The sequence below is a fragment of the Paraniabella aurantiaca genome (assembly GCF_050309965.1).
GTDB lineage: Bacteria > Bacteroidota > Bacteroidia > Chitinophagales > Chitinophagaceae > Niabella.
Window position 1 is genome coordinate 3,300,763 of sequence record NZ_JBLOSY010000001.1, and the last position, 18,581, is coordinate 3,319,343.

Consider the following 18,581-nt stretch of genomic DNA (forward strand, 5'->3'; position numbering starts at 1 on the left):
GAAAAGTCCTCTCGAAAGGGAGGACTTTTTTTGACGAATTCCGTCAGCCCTGGTGGTGGAATTGGTAGACACGCAGGACTTAAAATCCTGTGGGCAGCAATGTCCGTGCGGGTTCAAGTCCCGCCTGGGGCACTAACGGGACTAAGTCCCAAACTCGATGAGGGTTGTTCAATTTTGAGCAACCCTTTTTTGTTGAGGCTGAATGAATTGTGAGAAAATAAAGGATTGAGGTAAAGTGTTCGAAAACCTGATTTTTCAAGCAGAAGAGACTTATTGAACACCATATCCAAAAACAAATGCTTCGTTTCCAGTGGCAAATCGTGGAATAGCTTTTTAAGGTCGGATAGTTGCGGAATAACCTCATTTAAGATAGTCTGCAGTTGATCATTTGATACTTCCAGCTCCGATATATTTTCTAAAAGGTTTCCTTCCTGCTGTTTTAATTCACCTATTACCTTTTTGAAGGTTTCCGGATTCATATCTGACTGCATCAGGTAGCGTTCTTCAACGGTTGCAATCTTTTGCTGCATAACCTGCAGATCTTTTTTGTACTTGGTTAAATCACTATCCTTACTTTTTGTGGCATTGTCAAACTGTTGTTGTAGTTTGGCTGATAGTTTTTGAGAAAATGATTTAGAGAAGGAAAGCTCCGTTAATGTCTCATCAAAGATTTTGTGAATTTTATCAGCGTTGAAATTTACACGGTGTTCGTTGCAGAAGTAATACCAGTAATGCTTCAGTTTTCCTTTCGACTTACCGGCTGTCATTACCTTACCACAATGGCAATGCAATATGCCACGGAGGTAAACATCATCGTGTTTTTGTGCAACCGTTGTACGCGCGTTCAGGCGGCTATGAGCGTTCCAGAATTCAAGTTCCGACACTATCCCTTCATGAATACCCTTAACCAGCTTTTCGGGCGTTTTGCCGTTTTTAGGCACCCGGATCAGGCCGGCATAAACCGGGTTTTCAAGGATCCTGCGAACAGCACTACGGCCCTTTTGGCTGAAGCCATCTGTCTTTACTAATTGGCGCACCTCTTCCAATTCCAGGCCGTTATTATACAGATCAAATATTTGCCTGATCACTGGTGCCCGGGCCTCATCTATTCTTAGCAATGGTTTGTCATCAGATCCTTTGCTGTTGAGGTATCCTACCGGCGCTTTGCTGATATAACGACCCTGCGAAAGTGCTGTGTAAATGCCGTCAGTGGTTCTTTTTTTTATCCGCTTCCACTCATAATTACTCATTAGAAGTTCCATGACGCGCTTCATCTGCACGCCAATATCTTCAGTGTCCAGATCTATGGGATCGCTGATGGTACGTACATTTATTTTAAGCCGCTTTTCGATGTCTTCCAGCTTAGTCAAACTATTGACTAATTCACCACGGCTGAAGCGGTCCAAATGCGGAATGATGAGGTATTTAATATTCTTGTTTTCCTTCAGGTATTTTTCCAGCTCTTTCCATTCTTTCCTGTTGAAAGTAAAGGCACTTTGCCCATCATCGGTAAAAATGCGCATCAGATTGAGGCCATGCAGGGTGCAATACGCCTTCACGTCTTTTTCCTGGGAGGTAAGGGAAAAGCGGCTTTGTCCCTCGTCACTGATTCGTATGTAGGCTGCTGAATCTTCCATTATTTTTCAAAAACTGGTAATGAAATAGGAACTGTGAATTTTACTTTATGGTAAGATATGTTCTGTAATGAATCTTTATTAGCGGCACCTATTCCAAAAACACCGGCTACAACACTAACCCCTTTCCTGTCTTCCGATTTATCATCAATTGAAACGGAAATGTCGAATTCTATGTTCTGAATTCTCCGGGCCTTATGGAAATCATCAGAACTTTTGTAAATGATGTCATGCGATTGATGAGTTCGCGGATTAATCAGAACGTCCATATCTTTTAAATCTTCAGACGCATCATTCACTCCATGAGCTATTTCGATTAGAACCTCCTTTACAAATTCTTTTATTTTCATATAACCTATTTTTTCTTTACCAATTTTTCGATAGCCAACTCAATGCGATCCAATCGATCTTCATGTACAGCAACCTTATCGTTGAGTTCAGCTGTATTTTCCATGTTGCCTTTTCCCAGCATCATCCATTCTGCTGAAAAATTAAATGTCTTACAAATCCGCGCCACTTGCTCTAAAGTTGGAAACCGGCCTTCTCCTGGCGCTGAATTTTCCATCTGGGAAATATTTTGCTGTAACGAGCCAATCATAGGGGCAAGCTGGCTTATAGTTTTGACACCATTTACCCTGGCTGCAAGAATCATACGTACTGCCATTAAAAAACGAGAGCGTATTTCTTCCCGGTAGTCTGTAGTTGCTACTGGCATCATTTTTTTATTTTGTAGTATAATACTTCACATCCGGAACTGATACATTCTCTACCGCTAATGATTATTTGCCCATTTGATTTATGAATTTGGAATCCTTGATTTGAAAGCATTTTATGAATTGGAGGATAGTCGCATCCACTACAGGGCAATCCTTTGCTCGTAAATGTACCTCTCAAAGGATTATTAGGGTCGCTTGAATTGTTGCTCGTAAATGAGCATCCAGTAGACCAACTTCTCGTTTCCCCAACTTTGGTTTCTGTTACAGTGGTATCGCTAGTTATTTTTATTGTGCCCACTATGTTGCCATGTATGTCGCTATAAGGATAGATAGCTGAATAGCTTAACCCGACACTATCCATGAATCGCTTCATAGTGTATGGTGTGGTACTATCATCAGGCAGTTTGTCAGACCTGTCTTTCGAGCAAGAATAAATGAAAATTGAAATCATTATGACAGGAAGTATCTTAAAAATTATCATTTTTTATTGTTTTCATGTATGTGTTAAATTCTGATATTAGCGGTTCTACAATTTCTATTGTCCTTTCTTTTACCTTATCCCATCCGGATTTATTAAGCATCATGGTGTTTTTAGGCTTATCGTTTTTGTATTCACCTCCATATGGGTGGATTAGATCATAAAATCTAATTCTATATTTGTTATCCTTTACATCAACAGAAATAACTACTTCAGTATTGTCATAGCCGCTGAATCCAGCCATCGCCTTATGAGGTGTTTTGATAGTGGATTTAGCTATTAATTTGCCAGATTCCTTATCATCTACTTGAATTACTTCTTTTGAATCTATAAACTTCTTAATAAGCCACGATTTGGCTTTAAAATATAGCTCTTGTTTGGATGCCTTTACACTATCTATTCGTTGAAATGTAAAATCACTTTTATCAAATTGTGAAATACCCACTATTGGAAAACATAATAGAAATAATATTACTACAACAAAGCTTTTCATGCTACCTGTAATTATTCAAATGATAAATTATAGTTTGGATCTTTCGTCAGTGCTGTAACTGTCAGCCTTAATTTCTGAAATTCAATGTCTGCTAATTGGTTTCTTATTTTCAGTTTTCTTTCTGTAATGTGTTTGGGAAAATCTCCTTGATCAGTGTTGAGCCAATCGGTCAGTTCCTCCAATATTACATTAGTCATAGACTGATATTGTAAAAGCACCTTAAGCATCGCATTATTCTCTTTCAGTATTTGCTCGTGTGTCATATTGTACGCTCTTTTGTCGATCATTGTTTAATTCAAGGTAAAGGGCATCACTTTTTTTTCCTTTTTCTACTAATATCCACTATGTTAAATATTTGCATAACCTGTCTATTTAAATTGATAATTTCGTCAGGGTAATTAATCTTATCCGGATTTAACGAATGAATTGTTATATCTCCCGTCTCTGGATTGTGTTCTGTTATCCGCTTGCATAGTATGCCGTTGTAGCAGACTATAATATAATCTTCATAAGTATGAAGGTGAAGCTTACTGCTCCATAGAGATCTTTGGATGAAGCGCCCCGTTGCGATGTCGCCATTTTTAATGGCATCGTCTAAGCCATTATCCATACTGTCACCAGAAATTTCAAATGACCGATAAATACCGTGCGCTGGCTTGTCTGTAGTTATAGCATAGTCTGGCAGCGATTCTATAAACTCATCATCACCCCAACCAGTTAGGTATCCGGCTTTTGCTTTTTGTGTCACAAGCTTCGTTTTCATGAGGAAAAGTCCTTCCGATAGTTCGACAAAGGAGTTGTTCTTGTTCGAATATTCACCTACAGGTGTTCCAGTAGCTGTAGCGTTGAACTTCAAATGATGAACCTTTTTTATATTGCCATTTGTCAACCTGCTGTCATATTCTCTTAATTTGAGAGTAAATTTTTCAGAAGTACGCCCCCTGGCTTTCAGTTGTGCTATGTAGCCAGGACTTGCACCAACTGCTACTGATATCTCAGTATAAGTCATCCCTGTCTTATTCTTAATTGATTCAATTAAATCAAACATTTCACTCATAAATTAGAAATAATATTGACAATTGTCAACTGTTGTAGATGATTTCTAAATATTGTCATTTGTCAAAATAATATTTGGAACATTGACAAATGACAATGTATATTTGCTTTCACAAACAGGAACAAAGATACCTAAAGGTATAATATAAAAAATAGTGCATTATGACCACCACTGAAGTTTTAGATATAGAAGCAAAAAGGAGCTGCGGCTTTCGTAAGGGGCTTGGCCGTGTGGGTTCTGATTTCAAAACCGCTTTATTGGTAAAGCTTAAACATGGCCTTGGTTTAGGGGAAAACAGTATTGCTGCTTTTTACAAACGGGTGAATGGAGAAACATCACTAACTCCTATTGAAGTGGTATTTGTGCATGAAAGCTTCATTGAAGCTCATGTGCCCCCTGACTGTATCTGGGACTTGTAATCAATTCAATTCTTAAATAAAATGAAAATTCAAACAGTTCTTTCTAATCGTGAATTCGAAGTAGCCTCTCTACTGGTCCGGGGCCTGCTTAAAAAGCAGGTAGCTGATAAATTAAAAATATCTGTGAACACTGTAAGAAACCACACCACCAGTATTTATGAAAAGTTGACGGTTACGTCCATCGGTGAGTTATGCTGGTTGTGGAGGTCGGTTGATAATCATGGCAACACTCCAAAATTATTTACTCCAATGATGGCACCTAAAAGGTTTGAAAGAAAAAGAAGAGCGAGACAATATGAACCAATCTTCAGATAAAAAACAAGTTAAGAGCCGGCTTGCTTTCCTAAACGAAGATGAAGCCGCGGAACTGATAGCCGGATGGTTATTTGACCTGGCTAAAAGGAAACTTTCAGAACAAATTAAAATAAAAAAAGCCGCTGCGGCTGGCACCACAACGGCTTGAATTCTTAAATAATAAAACACAAAAGTATGTCAAATTCAATCAATCCCCAACACTTGCGAGATCTTCTTCAGATTCAGTATGACGGAATGCTGGAAAGAAGTAATAATGCTTTCCAATATGCTTCTGAAGTTGGCGAAAACGGAACGCTGAAATACGGCTGGCTTTGCAAATCGGAAGCTTATGATACTGAGGCCGATTTATTAGCCGGTATGGCTCGCATGCTTCAGATCCCAATTAATCAAAAGGTATCTGACAGGCAATTGGATATTGATCTTCAGAGGCAGGAAGAATGTGCTGCCGATGCTGAATTGGACATAACTGAAAGACATTACCATGAGGCATAGAGGTACAATCCTGGAAACCATCATGGAGGTAATCCTTGTAATAGCAATCATCTTTTTATTATTCACTCATGGAAAATAAACTTAAGTCATGTATCGGAGCAGTTATAATATCAATAATGATGTGGATCACAATCATAAAAGTAATAGGATGGTTGAGCTCGAGGCTGTAGCAATCATTAACAGATCAGTCCATGAATGCAAGAATATATGGCAGCTATTCGTGATGTCCAGGCAAATAGAGTTCTTCAGAAATAATTTTCCCCAAAGCAAATATATATCTGCTATGCTGGACGATTTGAGTATTAAGCGCAGGCAACTCATTGTTAATTAAAATTTTTATCAAACCAAAAGGTAAGGTCGGCCTTAAACAGACCAGTTTAGTTATGAAAAAAGCAATATCTATCTGCCTCTCCGTTGTTTTACTTGTTAGCATCGCTTTGACCGCCTTTGCAAAGGAAGACATTTCAGGGACCGGAACGCCAAGTGACCCTTTTATAAATACCCCTCCGGATGGTAGATGTAGTTATATCATGTCAAGGGATGAGCTTATCGGTCCAAATATCCACACGGGGCAATATTTCCAGTTCGTCTTTTATTGTACAAATACTGTTCCATGGGGTTGGAGTAAATGTTTTACCCATGGAGGTGTCACTGTTGATTAATGAAGATACGGCGCTGGTAATGATCAGCACTTTAAAAGTTCTTTCAATTTTTATGCGTCCTGGGCGGGTACCACAACATTAGGTCTAAAGCAGGCAAAACCCCGCAGCGCTGGTATATCATTTGGGTATATGCGGTTCGAATCCGCCACCAGTGCCTTTCTCATAAGCAGTTAGTTTTGGTTGACCCGGCCCGTTTCCACGGGCTGGGAATTTTAAAGCTGCTAATCAATTTGTCAACTCTTAAATAAATAAAAATGGAAAATCAATCACTTGAATTAAAAAGAGGCGAAAGCCTGAATGTAGCAACAGTATCAGTTAATGATATTGATCTGTTGGACCAGGGAGAAGCGGCTCCTATCGATCTGATGTCAGACTATTGGACACCTGAAACGCCTGGCGAAAAGAAGCGCTTATTATTTGATCGTATCGATATCAGGCAGGTAGCTGATGAAAAGACAGGGGAATTAATCGATTTGGAATGTTGCTTTTTCTTCACAAAGGAAAACGGCGCAATAAAAAATATCAGCAACGGATCGAAAAGACTGGTTGCGTCAATCAGTGCCTATAATATTCAGAAGGGCACTCCTTTAGAAATAATTTACCTGGGCAAAAAGAAAAACAAAACCAATTCTCTTATGTCCGATAACTGGTCGATCAAGCCGCTTGTTATCAACATCGCCGCTAAATAATCATTCATCTGGGTTGATCCCACAATAATATTTTATGAACGAACAATTATTAGATGCTTTAGAAACCGCTGAAACAACTGAAGAAGTTGCAGAAAGGGCTGTGATAAGTGCCCTGGCTACAATGGAAGATTCCTTTGAATTGGTTAAGGAAAACTTGAAGCTTAAAAAAGCTGAGCTGGATAAAAAGGCTTTAGATGAGTTGGTTCCATTGGTGGAAATAAAAACTGATGATGAACTTAAAATCGCTCGCAGAACTTTAACCGATGCAGGTAAGTCGATTAAAGAGGTAGCGGAAATGAGGCTCAACAGCACTCGACCTATTGATGCATTCAAAAAAGATCTTATTGCTGTTGAAAAAGAAATTTGCGACAAGCTGCAATCTGAATCAGACCGGGTAAAGAAAATAGCAGATACTTATGAAGTAGCAGAAGCAAAACGCCGCAAGGAAGAGCAGGAAAAGCTGCAGCGTGAAATCGATAAGAATAAAGAGATTGCCCGTATTGAGGTAGCCTTAAAATCAGAAGCTCAGATTCGTTTTGATCGAAATGTAAATACAGTTTCTGAAGAATTTAAAAGCCGATTCGAGAAGCTTACTTTAAATGATTTTGATCAAAGTGTTGCCATGCTTAATGGGTACAAGCCCACTTTGAAAGATGAGGTTTATAATTCCTTTTTTGTTGTTGATTACAATACTTCTTTGGTATCTGGAGAAGAATACCTCAATCTTCAGGCACATGTAAAGGTAGATGTTCCATTGCTGGTATTGCAGGAGCAATATGCAACAAAAATCAATACGGTTGTCAGCGAGCTGAAAGCAAAAGCGCCGGCGCGAAAAAAGGAACTGAATGACCTGGCTGAATTAGAAGAAAAGAATGCTGAAGAGGCAAAGCGTATCCGGGAAGAAAACGAACGCAAAGCCAATGAAGACCGTGAAAAGCGCGCCCAGGCTGCTAAGGATGAAGAGGGTCGGAAAAGAAGGGAGGCTGAACAGCAAACCAGTCAACATCAACTGCAATCGCAGCTTTCAACTCAAAGCAAGATGCAGTCCGTTGGACCGGTAAGCGTTAAGAAGTCACTTATGAAGGCTACAGTTACCATCTATGATGCTTACAAAGATCTGATTGTCTTTTATATCAAAAGCGGTGGAGATGTTTCGAAGTTGGAATTCCTTGCAGATTTCGCGGCAAAGAACGGACGGCCTCAAATTAACGGTGTAACCTATAACGTATAATGGATTACTACAGTAATTATAGTTGGGTTTCGAACTCGTTTCTTAAAACAATAATGGGAAGCGAGTTCCCGCCCAACATAGATAGAATCTTTGAATTTGGTAGGCTGGTTCATGAAACTATCCTGGAACCCGAAAAGGCTAATAAGGATGATCAGGATTATGGGTTGGCCTTACGCATGCGTGATACATTCTATTCTGACTGGCTTTGTCAATCGATCATGTCTTATCCTAATATTAAGATAGAGCATGAGTTTTACAGAAAGGTTTCTGGTTTAAAAAGGAGGTGCAAAGCTGATGGAGTGGTAAAGGATTGCGGTCTCATTTTGGAATTCAAGGGACTGTCAGTTACTAACGAAAAATCATTCCGTGACAGCATTACCCATTTTGACTATGATATGGGAGCCGCTTATTACATCGATACTACCGGCATTGATCGCGAATTGATCGTTGGAGTGAGCAAGAAAAAGACAGATAAATTATTTCGCTTCATGATCGAAAAAGGTGACCAGTATTATCAATCCGGCCGCAAGAAATACATACAAGCTATTTGTGACGGACTTCTGAAAGGTTCTATAGCTGATCAGATAACGGATCCTGAACAATTACAAGAATTAATCAACGAAATATGATACAGCCAGATCAATTAAAAGCAATCCTGAATACTATTGAGGGCACCGATTATGCCAGCAAAAGCAGCATCGATCTTTTAATGGAATACGGATTCCAGTTAAAGCAGTGGATGGCATTTTCCGGCGAACAAATGTCCATAGCCAAGGAAGAGCTTCACCGTAAAAAGAGACAGGCAATGATTAACCTTGTCGCAAGTCTTGATGCTCAAAAAATAAGATTATCACCGCTTTTACAAAAGGAATATGTTAATGATTGCTGCCATATTGAGCATGGTGTTTACGAATTGGCTGATCGCTGTAATAAAGCTTGCTCTCATTCAATTAACCTGGTCATTACCTGTATTAGTGCTCTGAAGGAAGAAATGAAATTATCTCAAGTTTTAAGTTAAATATACCATGTTAAAAACAACAGCAATCGGTCATCTTGGAAAAGACTGCGTAGTAAACGATGTCAACGGAAAAGGGGTTATAAATTTTTCTATTGCTCATTCTGAAAAGTACAAGGACGCTCAAGGCACTCAACACGAAAAAACAACCTGGGTGGAATGTTCATTATGGCGGGATAGTGTTTCTATTGCTCCGTACCTGAAGAAAGGGCAACAGGTGTACGTTGAAGGTCAGCCAGAAATCAGAACATATCAGAAGCAGGATGGATCATTTGGTGCAACATTCCGTTTGAGAGTGTCTCAGATTCAACTCTTAGGGGGCAATCCTAATCAGCAATCCACTCCACCGCCTTCACAGCCGCAGCAGGCCAGCACAAATCAATTTTGGGGAAAACAGGATTCTGAATCTGTTGACGATTTGCCATTCTAAATTATTTATCAGGTGACAATTACCATAAATACAGACGCCGGATTCTATCATCGCGACAAAGTTGGCAGCTATGCATATTGGGTTGTTTCTGATGGATTATTATTAAAAGGTAGCGGGGTCTTTAGTGATAAATGTAAAAATCCATTAGATGCAGAGCTGAAGGCGATGTGTAATGCAGCTCATATATTATCAGTTTGTCAAGGTTTTGATTTTTCTAAAGTGCGCCTGATAGTTTTCAATAGAGACAACATCAATGCCCGTTCCGGTAAAAACGGAACGCAACCGCAGAAGAAGCTTTCTTCTATTCTGAGAAAGATCAAAGATCAGTGTCACCCACTCGTAAAGGTCGACTTCAGACATGTAAAAGCTCATAACGGCACCCCAGATAAAAGGAGTTATGTAAATGATTGGTGCGACAAGCAGTGCAAGGCGCAGCTTCGAAAATGGAATAATGAAAGAATAATAAATCAATAGTAATGCAGTGTCAATTTCCTCTTTGCAAACAGCATGAATATAAAAACGGATTGTGTATCAATCACCATCGCATTTATGGCAGCAATCCACCAGTTAGGAATATCACAACTATACCTAAAAAAAGTAAAACACAGAAAGAGCTGGATGACGAATACCACGCTTTGATCTATGAAATGCGTAAGGAATCGGACAAGTGCGATATAAAAATAAAATGCGTTTGTACAGGGACAATGGAAGGTGGTCATCATATTCAAAAGAGAACCCGGAAAAATATGTGTGATCGTTCAAATATTCTGCGCTCATGCAATGCCTGTAATTCCTGGATAGAAACTCACCCGCTTGAGGCTATAAATTTAGGTTTATCCATTTCCAAACATAAAAAACAAAATTAATAATGAAGACACTTCAACTGCCTGAAGCCAATGCTCGCAAAATGTGGGTAGCTGCTTCACCCGAAATTAAAAATCTACTTACCGATTCTTTTGGCGCTGATTTTTTCAATCAAAGCATTACTGATCGTGTAAAGGATTTCAATGACATACTGGATATATCCGGAAAAAGCATGGCGGATATCTCACGCCCTGGAGATACTCCTGATGAGGTTGCATATAAGCAGGCAAAGCTTATTGCTGAAGTCTATAATGAGGGAACAGTATTAGATCCTATGGATACTACCCAATACAAATATTATCCCTGGCATAAGATCGACAAATCTTCGGGCTTCGGCCTTTCGTACGCCGATTACGATGGCTGGCTTACGCGTACGCGTGTCGGCTCGCGCCTTTGCTTTAAAAGTTCCAGCTTGGCAATAGATGCGGGAAAGAAATTCATTGAAATATATGCAGCTTTAAAAATCCAATAAATATGAAAACACTATACGAAAAAGGACAGGGCCAAAAGAAAGGTAAGGTAACAGACCGTATAAAAACCTTTGAAGATGCCTGCAAAGAATTGGGGATTGATAAAATACAAATGGAATTGATCGGCTTAGATTCTGGTGATTCTGAATCTGTGGAATCTTATATCAAGCTTATCATAATTGCCAAAGCTTTAAATGAAGGGTGGATGCCGGATTGGAGCGATAGCAACCAGTATAAATATTTCCCTTGGTTTGAACACAAGTCGGGCTTCGGCCTTTCGTACGACGGTTGCGATTACTGGCATGCGTCTACGTCTGTCGGCTCGCGCCTTTGCTTCAAATCCAGTGAGCTGGCAGAATATGCTGGTAAGCAGTTCGGAGATATCTACAATAATTACTTATCAATAAAATAAAAAAATGAGACAGATAAAATCATTCGATGAAGCATGCCAGGTATTGGGGTACTCCAATAATTTACCTGACGTTTCCAATGCACCTGAAAAACACAGAAAAGCATTATTGGCTCACTACCAGTTGGTGATCATTGTTGAAGCTATTAATAGCGGTTGGCAACCAAATTGGGCGGATACGGATGAATACAAATATGAACTATGGCCGGATATAATTGAAGATGAAAGTAAGCCTTCGGGCTTCGGCCTTTCGTCCGCGCTTACGTTGGCTGGTGTTCGTCTACGACTGTCGGCTCGCGCCTTTGCTTTGGGAGCCGCGAAGCAGCTAGATTCTGTTTTGATACTTTCCTTCAATTGTGGGAAGACTATTTGTTAATCGGTTAATAAAGCTGGTTGTATGCTGCAAGGGTTGGTCTTGTTTCGGGCTTCGGCCTTTCGTACAACGATTACGATAACTGGAATACGAATACGAATGTCAGCTCGCACCTATGCTGAGTAAATTATTTGTGGCATAAACCGTACCTCTTGGTAAAAAATAAACTACTGATAGAGCTCCTTAGTAGTGGTAATGAAAAGGAGTTTTTGAAAGCAAAGCAATGAAAAGGAAAGGAAATTTATATAATAGAATTTGCAGCCTCGACAATCTGAGCCTTGCTGATGCCAAAGCGCAAAAAGGTAAGTCGGGTCAATATGGGGTATTGCTTCACAACAGAAGCAAAGAAGATAACCTGGTAAAGCTTCATGAAATGCTGCTCAACAAAACCTATCGGACATCCCCTTATACTACATTCAAAGTGTATGAGCCAAAGGAGCGCGATGTTTTCAGGCTTCCATATTTCCCGGACAGAATAACTCATCATGCTATAATGAATGTTCTTGAACCGATTTTCGTTTCTTGCTTTACATCTAATACTTACAGCTGTATAAAAAAGAAGGGGATTCATGCAGCAGCGAATGATGTTAGACGGGCTTTGCGGGATGTACCTGGTACCGAATATTGTTTGAAACTTGATATTACCAAATTCTATCCGAGCATTGATCATTCAATCCTAAAAGGATTGATAAGGAGAAAGTTTAAGGATCCTGATCTTTTATGGCTACTCGATGAAATAATAGATAGTGCGGAAGGTATTCCGATTGGGAATTATTTAAGTCAATATTTCGCAAATTTCTATCTCACATACTTTGATCATTGGATCAAAGAACATCACCGGATAAAATATTATTTCCGATATGCTGATGACTTGGTGATCCTATCAAATAGCAAATCGCATTTGCATAATGTTTTCCATGAGATCAAATCGTATCTGGACGATAATTTAAAATTAAAGGTAAAAGACAACTGGCAGATCTTCCCAGTTGCATCAAGGGGTATTGATTTTGTCGGTTACAAATTCTTCCATACACATGTATTGCTTCGCAAAAGCATTAAGCAACGCTTTGCCAGGATGCTTAAAAGAAACCCGAATCCGCTTTCCATCGCATCATATTGGGGATGGGCTAAGCACTGCAATTCAGTTAACCTTCTAAATAAATTATTGCCTAATGAAAGATTTTAAAAGCTTCAATATTAAACCCACTGTTAAGTCATTTGAAGGTGATAAGATCAAGATAGATCGGGTATTAAATAAGTGTATTGTAGTTGAGGATTATCGAATTGAAACATCAAAGTTTGATAAAGGAAGCGGGAAATGTCTTCACCTGCAGATAATAGTGGATAATTCAAAGCGTGTTCTTTTCACTGGATCCTCTACGCTCATGGAAATGATTGAACGGGTACCAAAAGAAGGAATGCCATTTCAAACTACAATCATTAAGGAAAACGAAAGATTTCAATTTTCATAAAAATAAAAAGAATGAGTAAAAAAGTATTACCCCCAATGCACCTGGCTTGCTCTGATGATGAGCTGCGGCCGGCTTTACAACACATCGAGATTATAGACGGAATTGCTACTGCAACCAATGCTCATATTCTGGTTCAACTTAACTTAAAAGAATACAGTCTTCTTCCTGAAGAATGTATCAGGGCACTCAATGGTAAATTGATTCATCGTGATGTATGGGCCGAAATTATAGACGCAGATTTGATAGAAGTCGAGGATGATGTTCTTCACTATGAAAAGGGTGGAATAAAAGCTGATGTGAACATTTATTGCGATCTGAAATTCCCTGAATATAATGCAATAGTAAACTCTGTTGCCAACTCCATATTTGATAAAAAGTCATTTGTATGTTTCAATCCGAAATACATTCAAATTGCCTCCAAGCTTTTTCCTTCTGAAAACCTAATATGTCGTTTTTACGAGAATAACGATATGATGATTTTCTTCCCTTCTGGGCAAGCAAAAGGTTATTTGGGAATAATGCCAATGAAACTTTCAGAGGCTGAAGCCACTATAGACTTTTCACTTACTTAATTTTTTTTCCTTTAAATAGTGCATTTGTGCTATTGTTTCTGAAATAGAAATAACGTATGAAAAAATAAAACTCCATGTCATGATTACATTATTTGAGGATATAACAAAAGATATAACTGATTTTGAGCAGGAACATTTGGTGCCCATGCTGTTGGAGTCTCTTTCTTCAGCTACTGATCACCGGCCAGTTACTGCAAAGCACCTGGTTACCTATTTTAAATCCATCCATATAGAAGGAAAGGAAATTCATACAGATGATGTGCGCATCCTGAAGATGGTAGCATACTGTAGGGACGTTCTTCTTAAACCTGTTTGCGGCTCGCAAAAAGGTTACTACTTGGCGCAAACAGTTGAGCAGCTTCAGAAATGGAAAGATGGCTATCAAAGCCGAATCAACAAAATGCAGAATGTAATAAATAGCGCCAATGCTATAGAAGAAAACATGAGGCATAATATTAAAAAAGCGAGCTGATGGGAAATCGGATGTTAAGAGATTGGACAAGATCAGACAAAATTGATAAAGTGTCTGATAAGGCAGAAAGGTTTTTTACACGTCTGATCATGAAGGTTGATGATTATGGATGCTACTACGCTCATACTGGTATGCTTAAAGCAGATTTGTTTCCCTTGAAGTTGGATAGTATTAGAGAGGCCGACATTACCCGTTGGATGGCAGAGTGCCAAAAGGCCGGTTTGATTGTTCTCTACGAATCTAAAAACAAAAAGTATTTACAAATCCTTGATTTTAAACAAAGACTCGACCGAGCAAAAGCAAAATTTCCATTACCTGACGAATCGCGGGAAATCGTTAACGACTTACCGCCTGAAAACGAAGTAGAAAACGAAGTAGAAAAAGAAGAAGAAATAAGCGCTGACGCGCCCGGTGATTCGGGATCAGGTAATTTATCTCCTAAAAAAATGAAAGAAGAAAGGACGCCCGGCGCGGAAATTCAAATGCCATTCGGGCCGGAATTTTTAAATGCCTGGGCAAACTGGCTTCAGTACAAAAAGGATCAATTCAAATTCAAATATAAAAGCTTGCAGAGCGAACAGGCTGCTTTAAATGAGCTGGTTGGCCTTTCTGGGAATAATGAGCAAACTGCAATAGCAATTATTAATCAGTCAATAGCCAAAACATGGCGCGGTCTGTTTGAATTAAAACAATCAATCAATGGAACATCATATCAGCAACCAGTTATCGGAAATCAAAATAGAAATACAGAAAAGGGAGGAACAAGCACTGACCGTATCGAAGCCCTCCGAAACTGGTGATTTATTGCCGGTATTGCAGGAAAGTCGTATTTGTTTTATCCAGGATCCGAAAAATGATGAATTGCGTGGTGTTTTGAAATACTGCATGTTGTTGGTTGGCTTGCGAGCACACAATGTGCCCGGTGAAATTGAAAAAGGAGTATTGATTCAGTTTATAAAAGATAATTATGGCGGTCATACCATTTCGGAAATACGCCTAGCATTTGATAAGGCCGTTTCCGGGAAGCTGGATATTGATGATGTCAATTGCTATGAGAATTTTTCTCCTGCATATTTCGGCAAGATAATGAACTCCTATCGGAGGTGGGCAAGTCAACAGTATTATCAGGAAGTGAAGGAAGATTTTATACAAAAGAACTATTCTGAAAGTGAACTGGAAAACATGCAGCGCCAATGGACCGAAGAATTCTATCAGAGAATTAGAAGTGGTTATGTAGAAAAGGTTCCAGACTATGCAAAGGATATATTGATTAAGGATGGAATTGTTAAAAATTCAGACGATGTATACCAGTTTTTCAGCTATAAGTTGAATTCGGGAGTAACGAATATTTATCAAAAAGTTAGTGAATGAATGTTAAGGCCATACTTCTAATAGATGGTCATGTGGTTAAATCACACGAAACCTGGGTAACGGACACAGATAAGTATGACCGAAAAAAGGCGATAGAAAAATTTGTCTCAGACTTTAAATGCATCTGCAGGAGTAAAACCGAAAAATACGATTACGAAATACATATACAATTTGAAAGTAAAATGAATAAAAATGGATAATCAAAATTTTATACAGGAAGAAAAGAATAGGGCAACTACACCTGCAGTTATTCCGCCGACTAAAAGCCAACCTTTCACTGTTGATATGATACGCGAAGGATTAATGGACGTTTCGTTCGGGCGAAAGCAGTACACTGAATTAGCGCAAGAGCTGAACGATAAGGCTTACAATCATTACAACAAAAAGTAAAATATGAACTTAACCCTTCGGCTTAACCAGGTCAAAGACGGACACGCCGCAGGCTTCGGCTATTTTTTCTATGTTCACTACGCCGATGTTACTTTCTTCACTGTTACTTTCCCATAAGGCAATAGAAGACCTACCAGCGCCTATTTTATCAGCCAGTTCTTTTTGAGTGAGTTTAGCGGCCTTTCGAGCAGCTCTTAATCTTCCAGGCAACAAATCTTTCAATTCCCCCATAGGAGACAAATATATTTCCATAAAACAAAGATAAAAAAAATGTCCAATAAATTAGACATTGTGTTTAAAAGTGTGTATATTTGTCCAATATATTAGACATTATGGATTTGCAAAAACTTAAAGATAGGTTGTTAGTAGTCACTCAACGCCTAGAAAAAATAGAAGGCACCAAGTATTACACCGATAAGGTTGCTAATTCTTTTTATCTGGGTATGGTGGGTGGAAGTGGACGCAATACGACGCGTCTCAACAGGCGCAGGGAATCTGAGTTAGATAAAACAATTCAAAACGCTAAAATATGGTGTGAGTTATACAATGAAAGTAACAGGTTGAAAGCCCAGATAGCAGACATTGAAAATAACGGGCCTCAAAAGCGTGCGGAATTGGCTAAAGCTCGAAATGAAATGTTAGTTAAATACTGGGCCAGCTTAACTGTAGGCGATACGGTTTATCTGTGGACAGGTAACGAAGTCACTATAACTAAAAAGAACAGAAAAAGTATCGTAACGGATAATTGCTCTTGGTCTGCTTCAGAAATAATTGGAGCCGATGCGGCTAAGCTTATTAAATAACGGATCATCCTTAATTACCTCCCAGCGGGTTAAAAATTAGTAACGAAAAATAAAAAGCAAAATGGAACTGTTACCAATAAACATAAACGATACCGTGTTAGTTAAACTAACCGATTTAGGTTACAAAAAACTTACCGAAAGGCATAATGAGTTAGCTATAATGGCCCCCACTTTAGGAATTAAAACACCTGAAGACTACAAGGCTAAGGCAGACAAGGGATATACTCGTTTTCAAATTTGGGAACTTATGGAAACCTTTGGGTCGCTCATTGGTATTTGCCAACCTAATTATTTTGAAACAACAATACTGCTTGAAAAAAAATAACAACCATGAAACAATTAAACTTCGGCTCCACTAATGGAGTACCAAACGACCCAAACAAGACAGTCGTGCATTGCCCATTTGAAAAAGGTGACAAAGTATACCACATATACTACGGATGGGGCGTTGTTCAAAGCATAAGCGAAGAAGATAACAAGGACTTTCCTGTGTTGGTTGATTTTGACGGTCAGCTTGAAGAATTCACAAAAGGTGGTCAATTCTATTTTGACGTACCGCCAACCCTCTCCTTCACCGAATACACCCTACAAGGATTCAGCCAGGAAAGGCCGAAGCCGGATATAAAAGAGGGTCAGTTGATTTATGTGAGGTTCCCTGAAGGATCGAGTCTTTGGCATATGGCATATTTCAGTCATTGGGATGCGGATCGACCCGCATGTTTTAAAGAGCAGAAAAAATCTGGATGTACCGCAACATGGCCCGAATATTCCCTAACCAACCCTTTGGAGGAAAAGTAAGATGTTTAAAATATACCCATTAATTCTATCCCGATATGTTCAGCGCATCTGTTACATACACAACGGTTTTAATGACAGGTCTTTATTGTGGATAGTTGGAGGTAAGGTTTATGATTTATTGTTCTTTAAAATTAGAAAGTAAAATGAAAGAGATAACACCGGAAATTAAACTAAGAATATTTGCGTTGTATTATGATCAGCAAATCATGATGCATGATGGAAATAAAAGACCCCTTTTAATCAGTTCAGGTACTATAGCGTTGGGGTTGACACCAAACTATTATCTGGAATTAACCCCATTATCCCAAATAACCGACGAAGATGCGATTGAAGTAGCGAAGATTGCCGAAAATAGAAAACTACCACATTACTCTGTAGACGATTTTTCAATTTGGAAGCATGAATTTTCCATTGATGTTAGATTTTTAGACAATTTCAATAGAGTAGTCAATTTAAACTTTGACTCCGATGTTCTTGTATATTCTGATATAGACGAAGTGCCTTTGATAGATAAAAGAGTGGAGGGGCAATCAAGTATTATTGACTTTCTGCGATCCCGTGGCTACGCCCTACCGGCCTTTGGCTTCAGTGTTGATGACCTCGTACAAGCTGGCGTATTTAAGCTAAAAGACAACCCCGCCAAAGCTCAATAAAAAAGATAGTTATGGCGGATTATAAATTATAAATGTACACAAATATGAAACCAGAAATAGATGTAGGAATTCAATATGGTGCAATTGGTGACACCTTGCTAAGCCAAATAAAGAAACAGGGATTTAAGTGTGACCCGCTAGAAATAAAGAGAATGGAGAAAATAAGGGAGAGTATCACAATCTTAGGTTTCCAAGATTTTATGAGCCATAAGCAACGTATAGCGGCATACAAAAAGCTTCACAAGATGTTAGTGAAGCACTTAGCGCCACTGAATCAGGAACCACTTTAATTAACCAACACCC

35 protein-coding genes and 1 tRNA gene are annotated in these 18,581 nt (G+C 39.0%); 29 read left to right on the top strand and 7 right to left on the bottom strand.

Annotated elements, in window-relative coordinates; translation table 11 throughout:
- The first annotated feature begins 46 nt into the window (after window positions 1–46).
- Window positions 47–132 (top strand) — tRNA-Leu (locus ACLOAU_RS14370).
- Here the strand turns inward: ACLOAU_RS14370 and ACLOAU_RS14375 are convergent.
- The 6 genes from ACLOAU_RS14375 to ACLOAU_RS14400 form a co-directional block, all read right to left on the bottom strand.
- On the bottom strand, window positions 114–1,637 hold the full coding sequence (locus ACLOAU_RS14375) for a recombinase family protein (protein WP_427862565.1): 1,524 nt from the start codon (window positions 1,635–1,637) through the stop codon (window positions 114–116). The two genes, ACLOAU_RS14370 and ACLOAU_RS14375, sit on opposite strands and share 19 nt — an antisense overlap.
- On the bottom strand, window positions 1,637–1,984 hold the full coding sequence (locus ACLOAU_RS14380; RefSeq protein ID WP_427862566.1) for a hypothetical protein: 348 nt from the start codon (window positions 1,982–1,984) through the stop codon (window positions 1,637–1,639). The genes ACLOAU_RS14375 and ACLOAU_RS14380 overlap by 1 nt, the downstream gene beginning before the upstream one ends.
- A 5-nt stretch (window positions 1,985–1,989) precedes the next feature.
- Window positions 1,990–2,352 (bottom strand): hypothetical protein, encoded by a 363-nt coding sequence (locus tag ACLOAU_RS14385; protein WP_427862567.1) that lies wholly within the window; start codon window positions 2,350–2,352, stop codon window positions 1,990–1,992.
- A gap of 465 nt (window positions 2,353–2,817) precedes the next feature.
- The gene (locus ACLOAU_RS14390) at window positions 2,818–3,321 is read right to left on the bottom strand and encodes a DUF4468 domain-containing protein (protein ID WP_427862568.1); all 504 of its coding nucleotides are present in this window, start codon (window positions 3,319–3,321) and stop codon (window positions 2,818–2,820) included.
- 11 nt (window positions 3,322–3,332) lie between these two features.
- A complete protein-coding gene (locus tag ACLOAU_RS14395) occupies window positions 3,333–3,608 on the bottom strand; it encodes a hypothetical protein (RefSeq protein ID WP_427862569.1) in 276 nt (91 codons plus the stop codon).
- Window positions 3,609–3,631: 23 nt separating this feature from the next.
- Complete coding sequence (locus tag ACLOAU_RS14400) at window positions 3,632–4,378, bottom strand: S24 family peptidase (protein WP_427862570.1); 747 nt, start codon at window positions 4,376–4,378, stop codon at window positions 3,632–3,634.
- Between the two features lie 161 nt (window positions 4,379–4,539).
- Between ACLOAU_RS14400 and ACLOAU_RS14405 the strand changes: the two genes are divergently transcribed.
- The 23 genes from ACLOAU_RS14405 (at window position 4,540) to ACLOAU_RS14515 (ending at window position 16,024) form a co-directional block, all read left to right on the top strand.
- Window positions 4,540–4,797 carry a hypothetical protein gene (locus ACLOAU_RS14405; protein WP_427862571.1) on the top strand — a complete coding sequence of 86 codons (258 nt, stop codon included), beginning with the start codon at window positions 4,540–4,542 and terminating at the stop codon, window positions 4,795–4,797.
- Between the two features lie 21 nt (window positions 4,798–4,818).
- Window positions 4,819–5,112 (top strand): response regulator transcription factor, encoded by a 294-nt coding sequence (locus ACLOAU_RS14410; RefSeq protein WP_427862572.1) that lies wholly within the window; start codon window positions 4,819–4,821, stop codon window positions 5,110–5,112.
- Complete coding sequence (locus ACLOAU_RS14415; protein WP_427862688.1) at window positions 5,066–5,260, top strand: hypothetical protein; 195 nt, start codon at window positions 5,066–5,068, stop codon at window positions 5,258–5,260. The genes ACLOAU_RS14410 and ACLOAU_RS14415 overlap by 47 nt, the downstream gene beginning before the upstream one ends.
- A gap of 26 nt (window positions 5,261–5,286) precedes the next feature.
- On the top strand, window positions 5,287–5,604 hold the full coding sequence (locus ACLOAU_RS14420; protein WP_427862573.1) for a hypothetical protein: 318 nt from the start codon (window positions 5,287–5,289) through the stop codon (window positions 5,602–5,604).
- 383 nt (window positions 5,605–5,987) lie between these two features.
- Window positions 5,988–6,266, top strand: a complete 279-nt coding sequence (locus tag ACLOAU_RS14425) for a hypothetical protein (RefSeq protein ID WP_427862574.1) — start codon at window positions 5,988–5,990, stop codon at window positions 6,264–6,266.
- Between the two features lie 254 nt (window positions 6,267–6,520).
- Complete coding sequence (locus tag ACLOAU_RS14430) at window positions 6,521–6,955, top strand: hypothetical protein (RefSeq protein ID WP_427862575.1); 435 nt, start codon at window positions 6,521–6,523, stop codon at window positions 6,953–6,955.
- A 34-nt stretch (window positions 6,956–6,989) separates the two neighbouring features.
- Window positions 6,990–8,186: a hypothetical protein gene (locus ACLOAU_RS14435; RefSeq protein WP_427862576.1), complete on the top strand. Its 1,197-nt coding sequence runs from the start codon at window positions 6,990–6,992 to the stop codon at window positions 8,184–8,186.
- Between the two features lie 53 nt (window positions 8,187–8,239).
- Window positions 8,240–8,815 (top strand): hypothetical protein, encoded by a 576-nt coding sequence (locus tag ACLOAU_RS14440; RefSeq protein ID WP_427862577.1) that lies wholly within the window; start codon window positions 8,240–8,242, stop codon window positions 8,813–8,815.
- Window positions 8,812–9,204: a hypothetical protein gene (locus tag ACLOAU_RS14445; protein ID WP_427862578.1), complete on the top strand. Its 393-nt coding sequence runs from the start codon at window positions 8,812–8,814 to the stop codon at window positions 9,202–9,204. Before ACLOAU_RS14440 ends, ACLOAU_RS14445 begins: the two co-directional genes overlap by 4 nt.
- Window positions 9,205–9,211: 7 nt before the next feature.
- Window positions 9,212–9,631: a single-stranded DNA-binding protein gene (locus ACLOAU_RS14450; RefSeq protein ID WP_427862579.1), complete on the top strand. Its 420-nt coding sequence runs from the start codon at window positions 9,212–9,214 to the stop codon at window positions 9,629–9,631.
- A gap of 12 nt (window positions 9,632–9,643) precedes the next feature.
- On the top strand, window positions 9,644–10,105 hold the full coding sequence (locus tag ACLOAU_RS14455) for a hypothetical protein (protein WP_427862580.1): 462 nt from the start codon (window positions 9,644–9,646) through the stop codon (window positions 10,103–10,105).
- 2 nt (window positions 10,106–10,107) lie between these two features.
- A complete protein-coding gene (locus ACLOAU_RS14460; RefSeq protein WP_427862581.1) occupies window positions 10,108–10,497 on the top strand; it encodes a hypothetical protein in 390 nt (129 codons plus the stop codon).
- 2 nt (window positions 10,498–10,499) lie between these two features.
- Window positions 10,500–10,967 (top strand): hypothetical protein, encoded by a 468-nt coding sequence (locus ACLOAU_RS14465; RefSeq protein ID WP_427862582.1) that lies wholly within the window; start codon window positions 10,500–10,502, stop codon window positions 10,965–10,967.
- 2 nt (window positions 10,968–10,969) lie between these two features.
- Window positions 10,970–11,377 carry a hypothetical protein gene (locus ACLOAU_RS14470; RefSeq protein WP_427862583.1) on the top strand — a complete coding sequence of 136 codons (408 nt, stop codon included), beginning with the start codon at window positions 10,970–10,972 and terminating at the stop codon, window positions 11,375–11,377.
- A 4-nt stretch (window positions 11,378–11,381) separates the two neighbouring features.
- Window positions 11,382–11,750: a hypothetical protein gene (locus ACLOAU_RS14475; protein ID WP_427862584.1), complete on the top strand. Its 369-nt coding sequence runs from the start codon at window positions 11,382–11,384 to the stop codon at window positions 11,748–11,750.
- Between the two features lie 220 nt (window positions 11,751–11,970).
- Entirely contained in the window at window positions 11,971–12,933 is a 963-nt protein-coding gene (locus ACLOAU_RS14480; protein ID WP_427862585.1) for a reverse transcriptase domain-containing protein, read from the top strand.
- The gene (locus ACLOAU_RS14485; protein WP_427862586.1) at window positions 12,920–13,219 is read left to right on the top strand and encodes a DUF8468 domain-containing protein; all 300 of its coding nucleotides are present in this window, start codon (window positions 12,920–12,922) and stop codon (window positions 13,217–13,219) included. Before ACLOAU_RS14480 ends, ACLOAU_RS14485 begins: the two co-directional genes overlap by 14 nt.
- 11 nt (window positions 13,220–13,230) lie before the next feature.
- Window positions 13,231–13,791, top strand: a complete 561-nt coding sequence (locus ACLOAU_RS14490; protein ID WP_427862587.1) for a hypothetical protein — start codon at window positions 13,231–13,233, stop codon at window positions 13,789–13,791.
- Window positions 13,792–13,870: 79 nt separating this feature from the next.
- Window positions 13,871–14,263 carry a hypothetical protein gene (locus ACLOAU_RS14495; RefSeq protein ID WP_427862588.1) on the top strand — a complete coding sequence of 131 codons (393 nt, stop codon included), beginning with the start codon at window positions 13,871–13,873 and terminating at the stop codon, window positions 14,261–14,263.
- Window positions 14,263–15,063: a phage replication initiator YdaU family protein gene (locus tag ACLOAU_RS14500; RefSeq protein WP_427862589.1), complete on the top strand. Its 801-nt coding sequence runs from the start codon at window positions 14,263–14,265 to the stop codon at window positions 15,061–15,063. The genes ACLOAU_RS14495 and ACLOAU_RS14500 overlap by 1 nt, the downstream gene beginning before the upstream one ends.
- Window positions 14,963–15,634 (top strand): hypothetical protein, encoded by a 672-nt coding sequence (locus ACLOAU_RS14505; RefSeq protein WP_427862590.1) that lies wholly within the window; start codon window positions 14,963–14,965, stop codon window positions 15,632–15,634. Before ACLOAU_RS14500 ends, ACLOAU_RS14505 begins: the two co-directional genes overlap by 101 nt.
- Entirely contained in the window at window positions 15,631–15,834 is a 204-nt protein-coding gene (locus ACLOAU_RS14510; protein WP_427862591.1) for a hypothetical protein, read from the top strand. The genes ACLOAU_RS14505 and ACLOAU_RS14510 overlap by 4 nt, the downstream gene beginning before the upstream one ends.
- Window positions 15,827–16,024 (top strand): hypothetical protein, encoded by a 198-nt coding sequence (locus ACLOAU_RS14515; protein WP_427862592.1) that lies wholly within the window; start codon window positions 15,827–15,829, stop codon window positions 16,022–16,024. The genes ACLOAU_RS14510 and ACLOAU_RS14515 overlap by 8 nt, the downstream gene beginning before the upstream one ends.
- Window positions 16,025–16,033: 9 nt before the next feature.
- Here the strand turns inward: ACLOAU_RS14515 and ACLOAU_RS14520 are convergent, their stop codons facing one another.
- Window positions 16,034–16,276, bottom strand: a complete 243-nt coding sequence (locus ACLOAU_RS14520) for a helix-turn-helix domain-containing protein (protein WP_427862593.1) — start codon at window positions 16,274–16,276, stop codon at window positions 16,034–16,036.
- A gap of 80 nt (window positions 16,277–16,356) precedes the next feature.
- Here ACLOAU_RS14520 and ACLOAU_RS14525 point away from each other — a divergent pair, with 80 nt between their 5' ends.
- From ACLOAU_RS14525 to ACLOAU_RS14545, 5 genes are all read left to right on the top strand, one after another.
- Complete coding sequence (locus tag ACLOAU_RS14525) at window positions 16,357–16,827, top strand: hypothetical protein (RefSeq protein ID WP_427862594.1); 471 nt, start codon at window positions 16,357–16,359, stop codon at window positions 16,825–16,827.
- A 61-nt stretch (window positions 16,828–16,888) separates the two neighbouring features.
- Window positions 16,889–17,152: a hypothetical protein gene (locus ACLOAU_RS14530; RefSeq protein WP_427862595.1), complete on the top strand. Its 264-nt coding sequence runs from the start codon at window positions 16,889–16,891 to the stop codon at window positions 17,150–17,152.
- Window positions 17,153–17,157: 5 nt separating this feature from the next.
- On the top strand, window positions 17,158–17,625 hold the full coding sequence (locus ACLOAU_RS14535; protein ID WP_427862596.1) for a hypothetical protein: 468 nt from the start codon (window positions 17,158–17,160) through the stop codon (window positions 17,623–17,625).
- Between the two features lie 143 nt (window positions 17,626–17,768).
- Window positions 17,769–18,278, top strand: coding sequence for a hypothetical protein (locus tag ACLOAU_RS14540; RefSeq protein WP_427862597.1), 510 nt, complete (start codon window positions 17,769–17,771; stop codon window positions 18,276–18,278).
- Window positions 18,279–18,322: 44 nt separating this feature from the next.
- Window positions 18,323–18,568 carry a hypothetical protein gene (locus ACLOAU_RS14545; RefSeq protein ID WP_427862598.1) on the top strand — a complete coding sequence of 82 codons (246 nt, stop codon included), beginning with the start codon at window positions 18,323–18,325 and terminating at the stop codon, window positions 18,566–18,568.
- Window positions 18,569–18,581 lie beyond the last annotated feature (13 nt).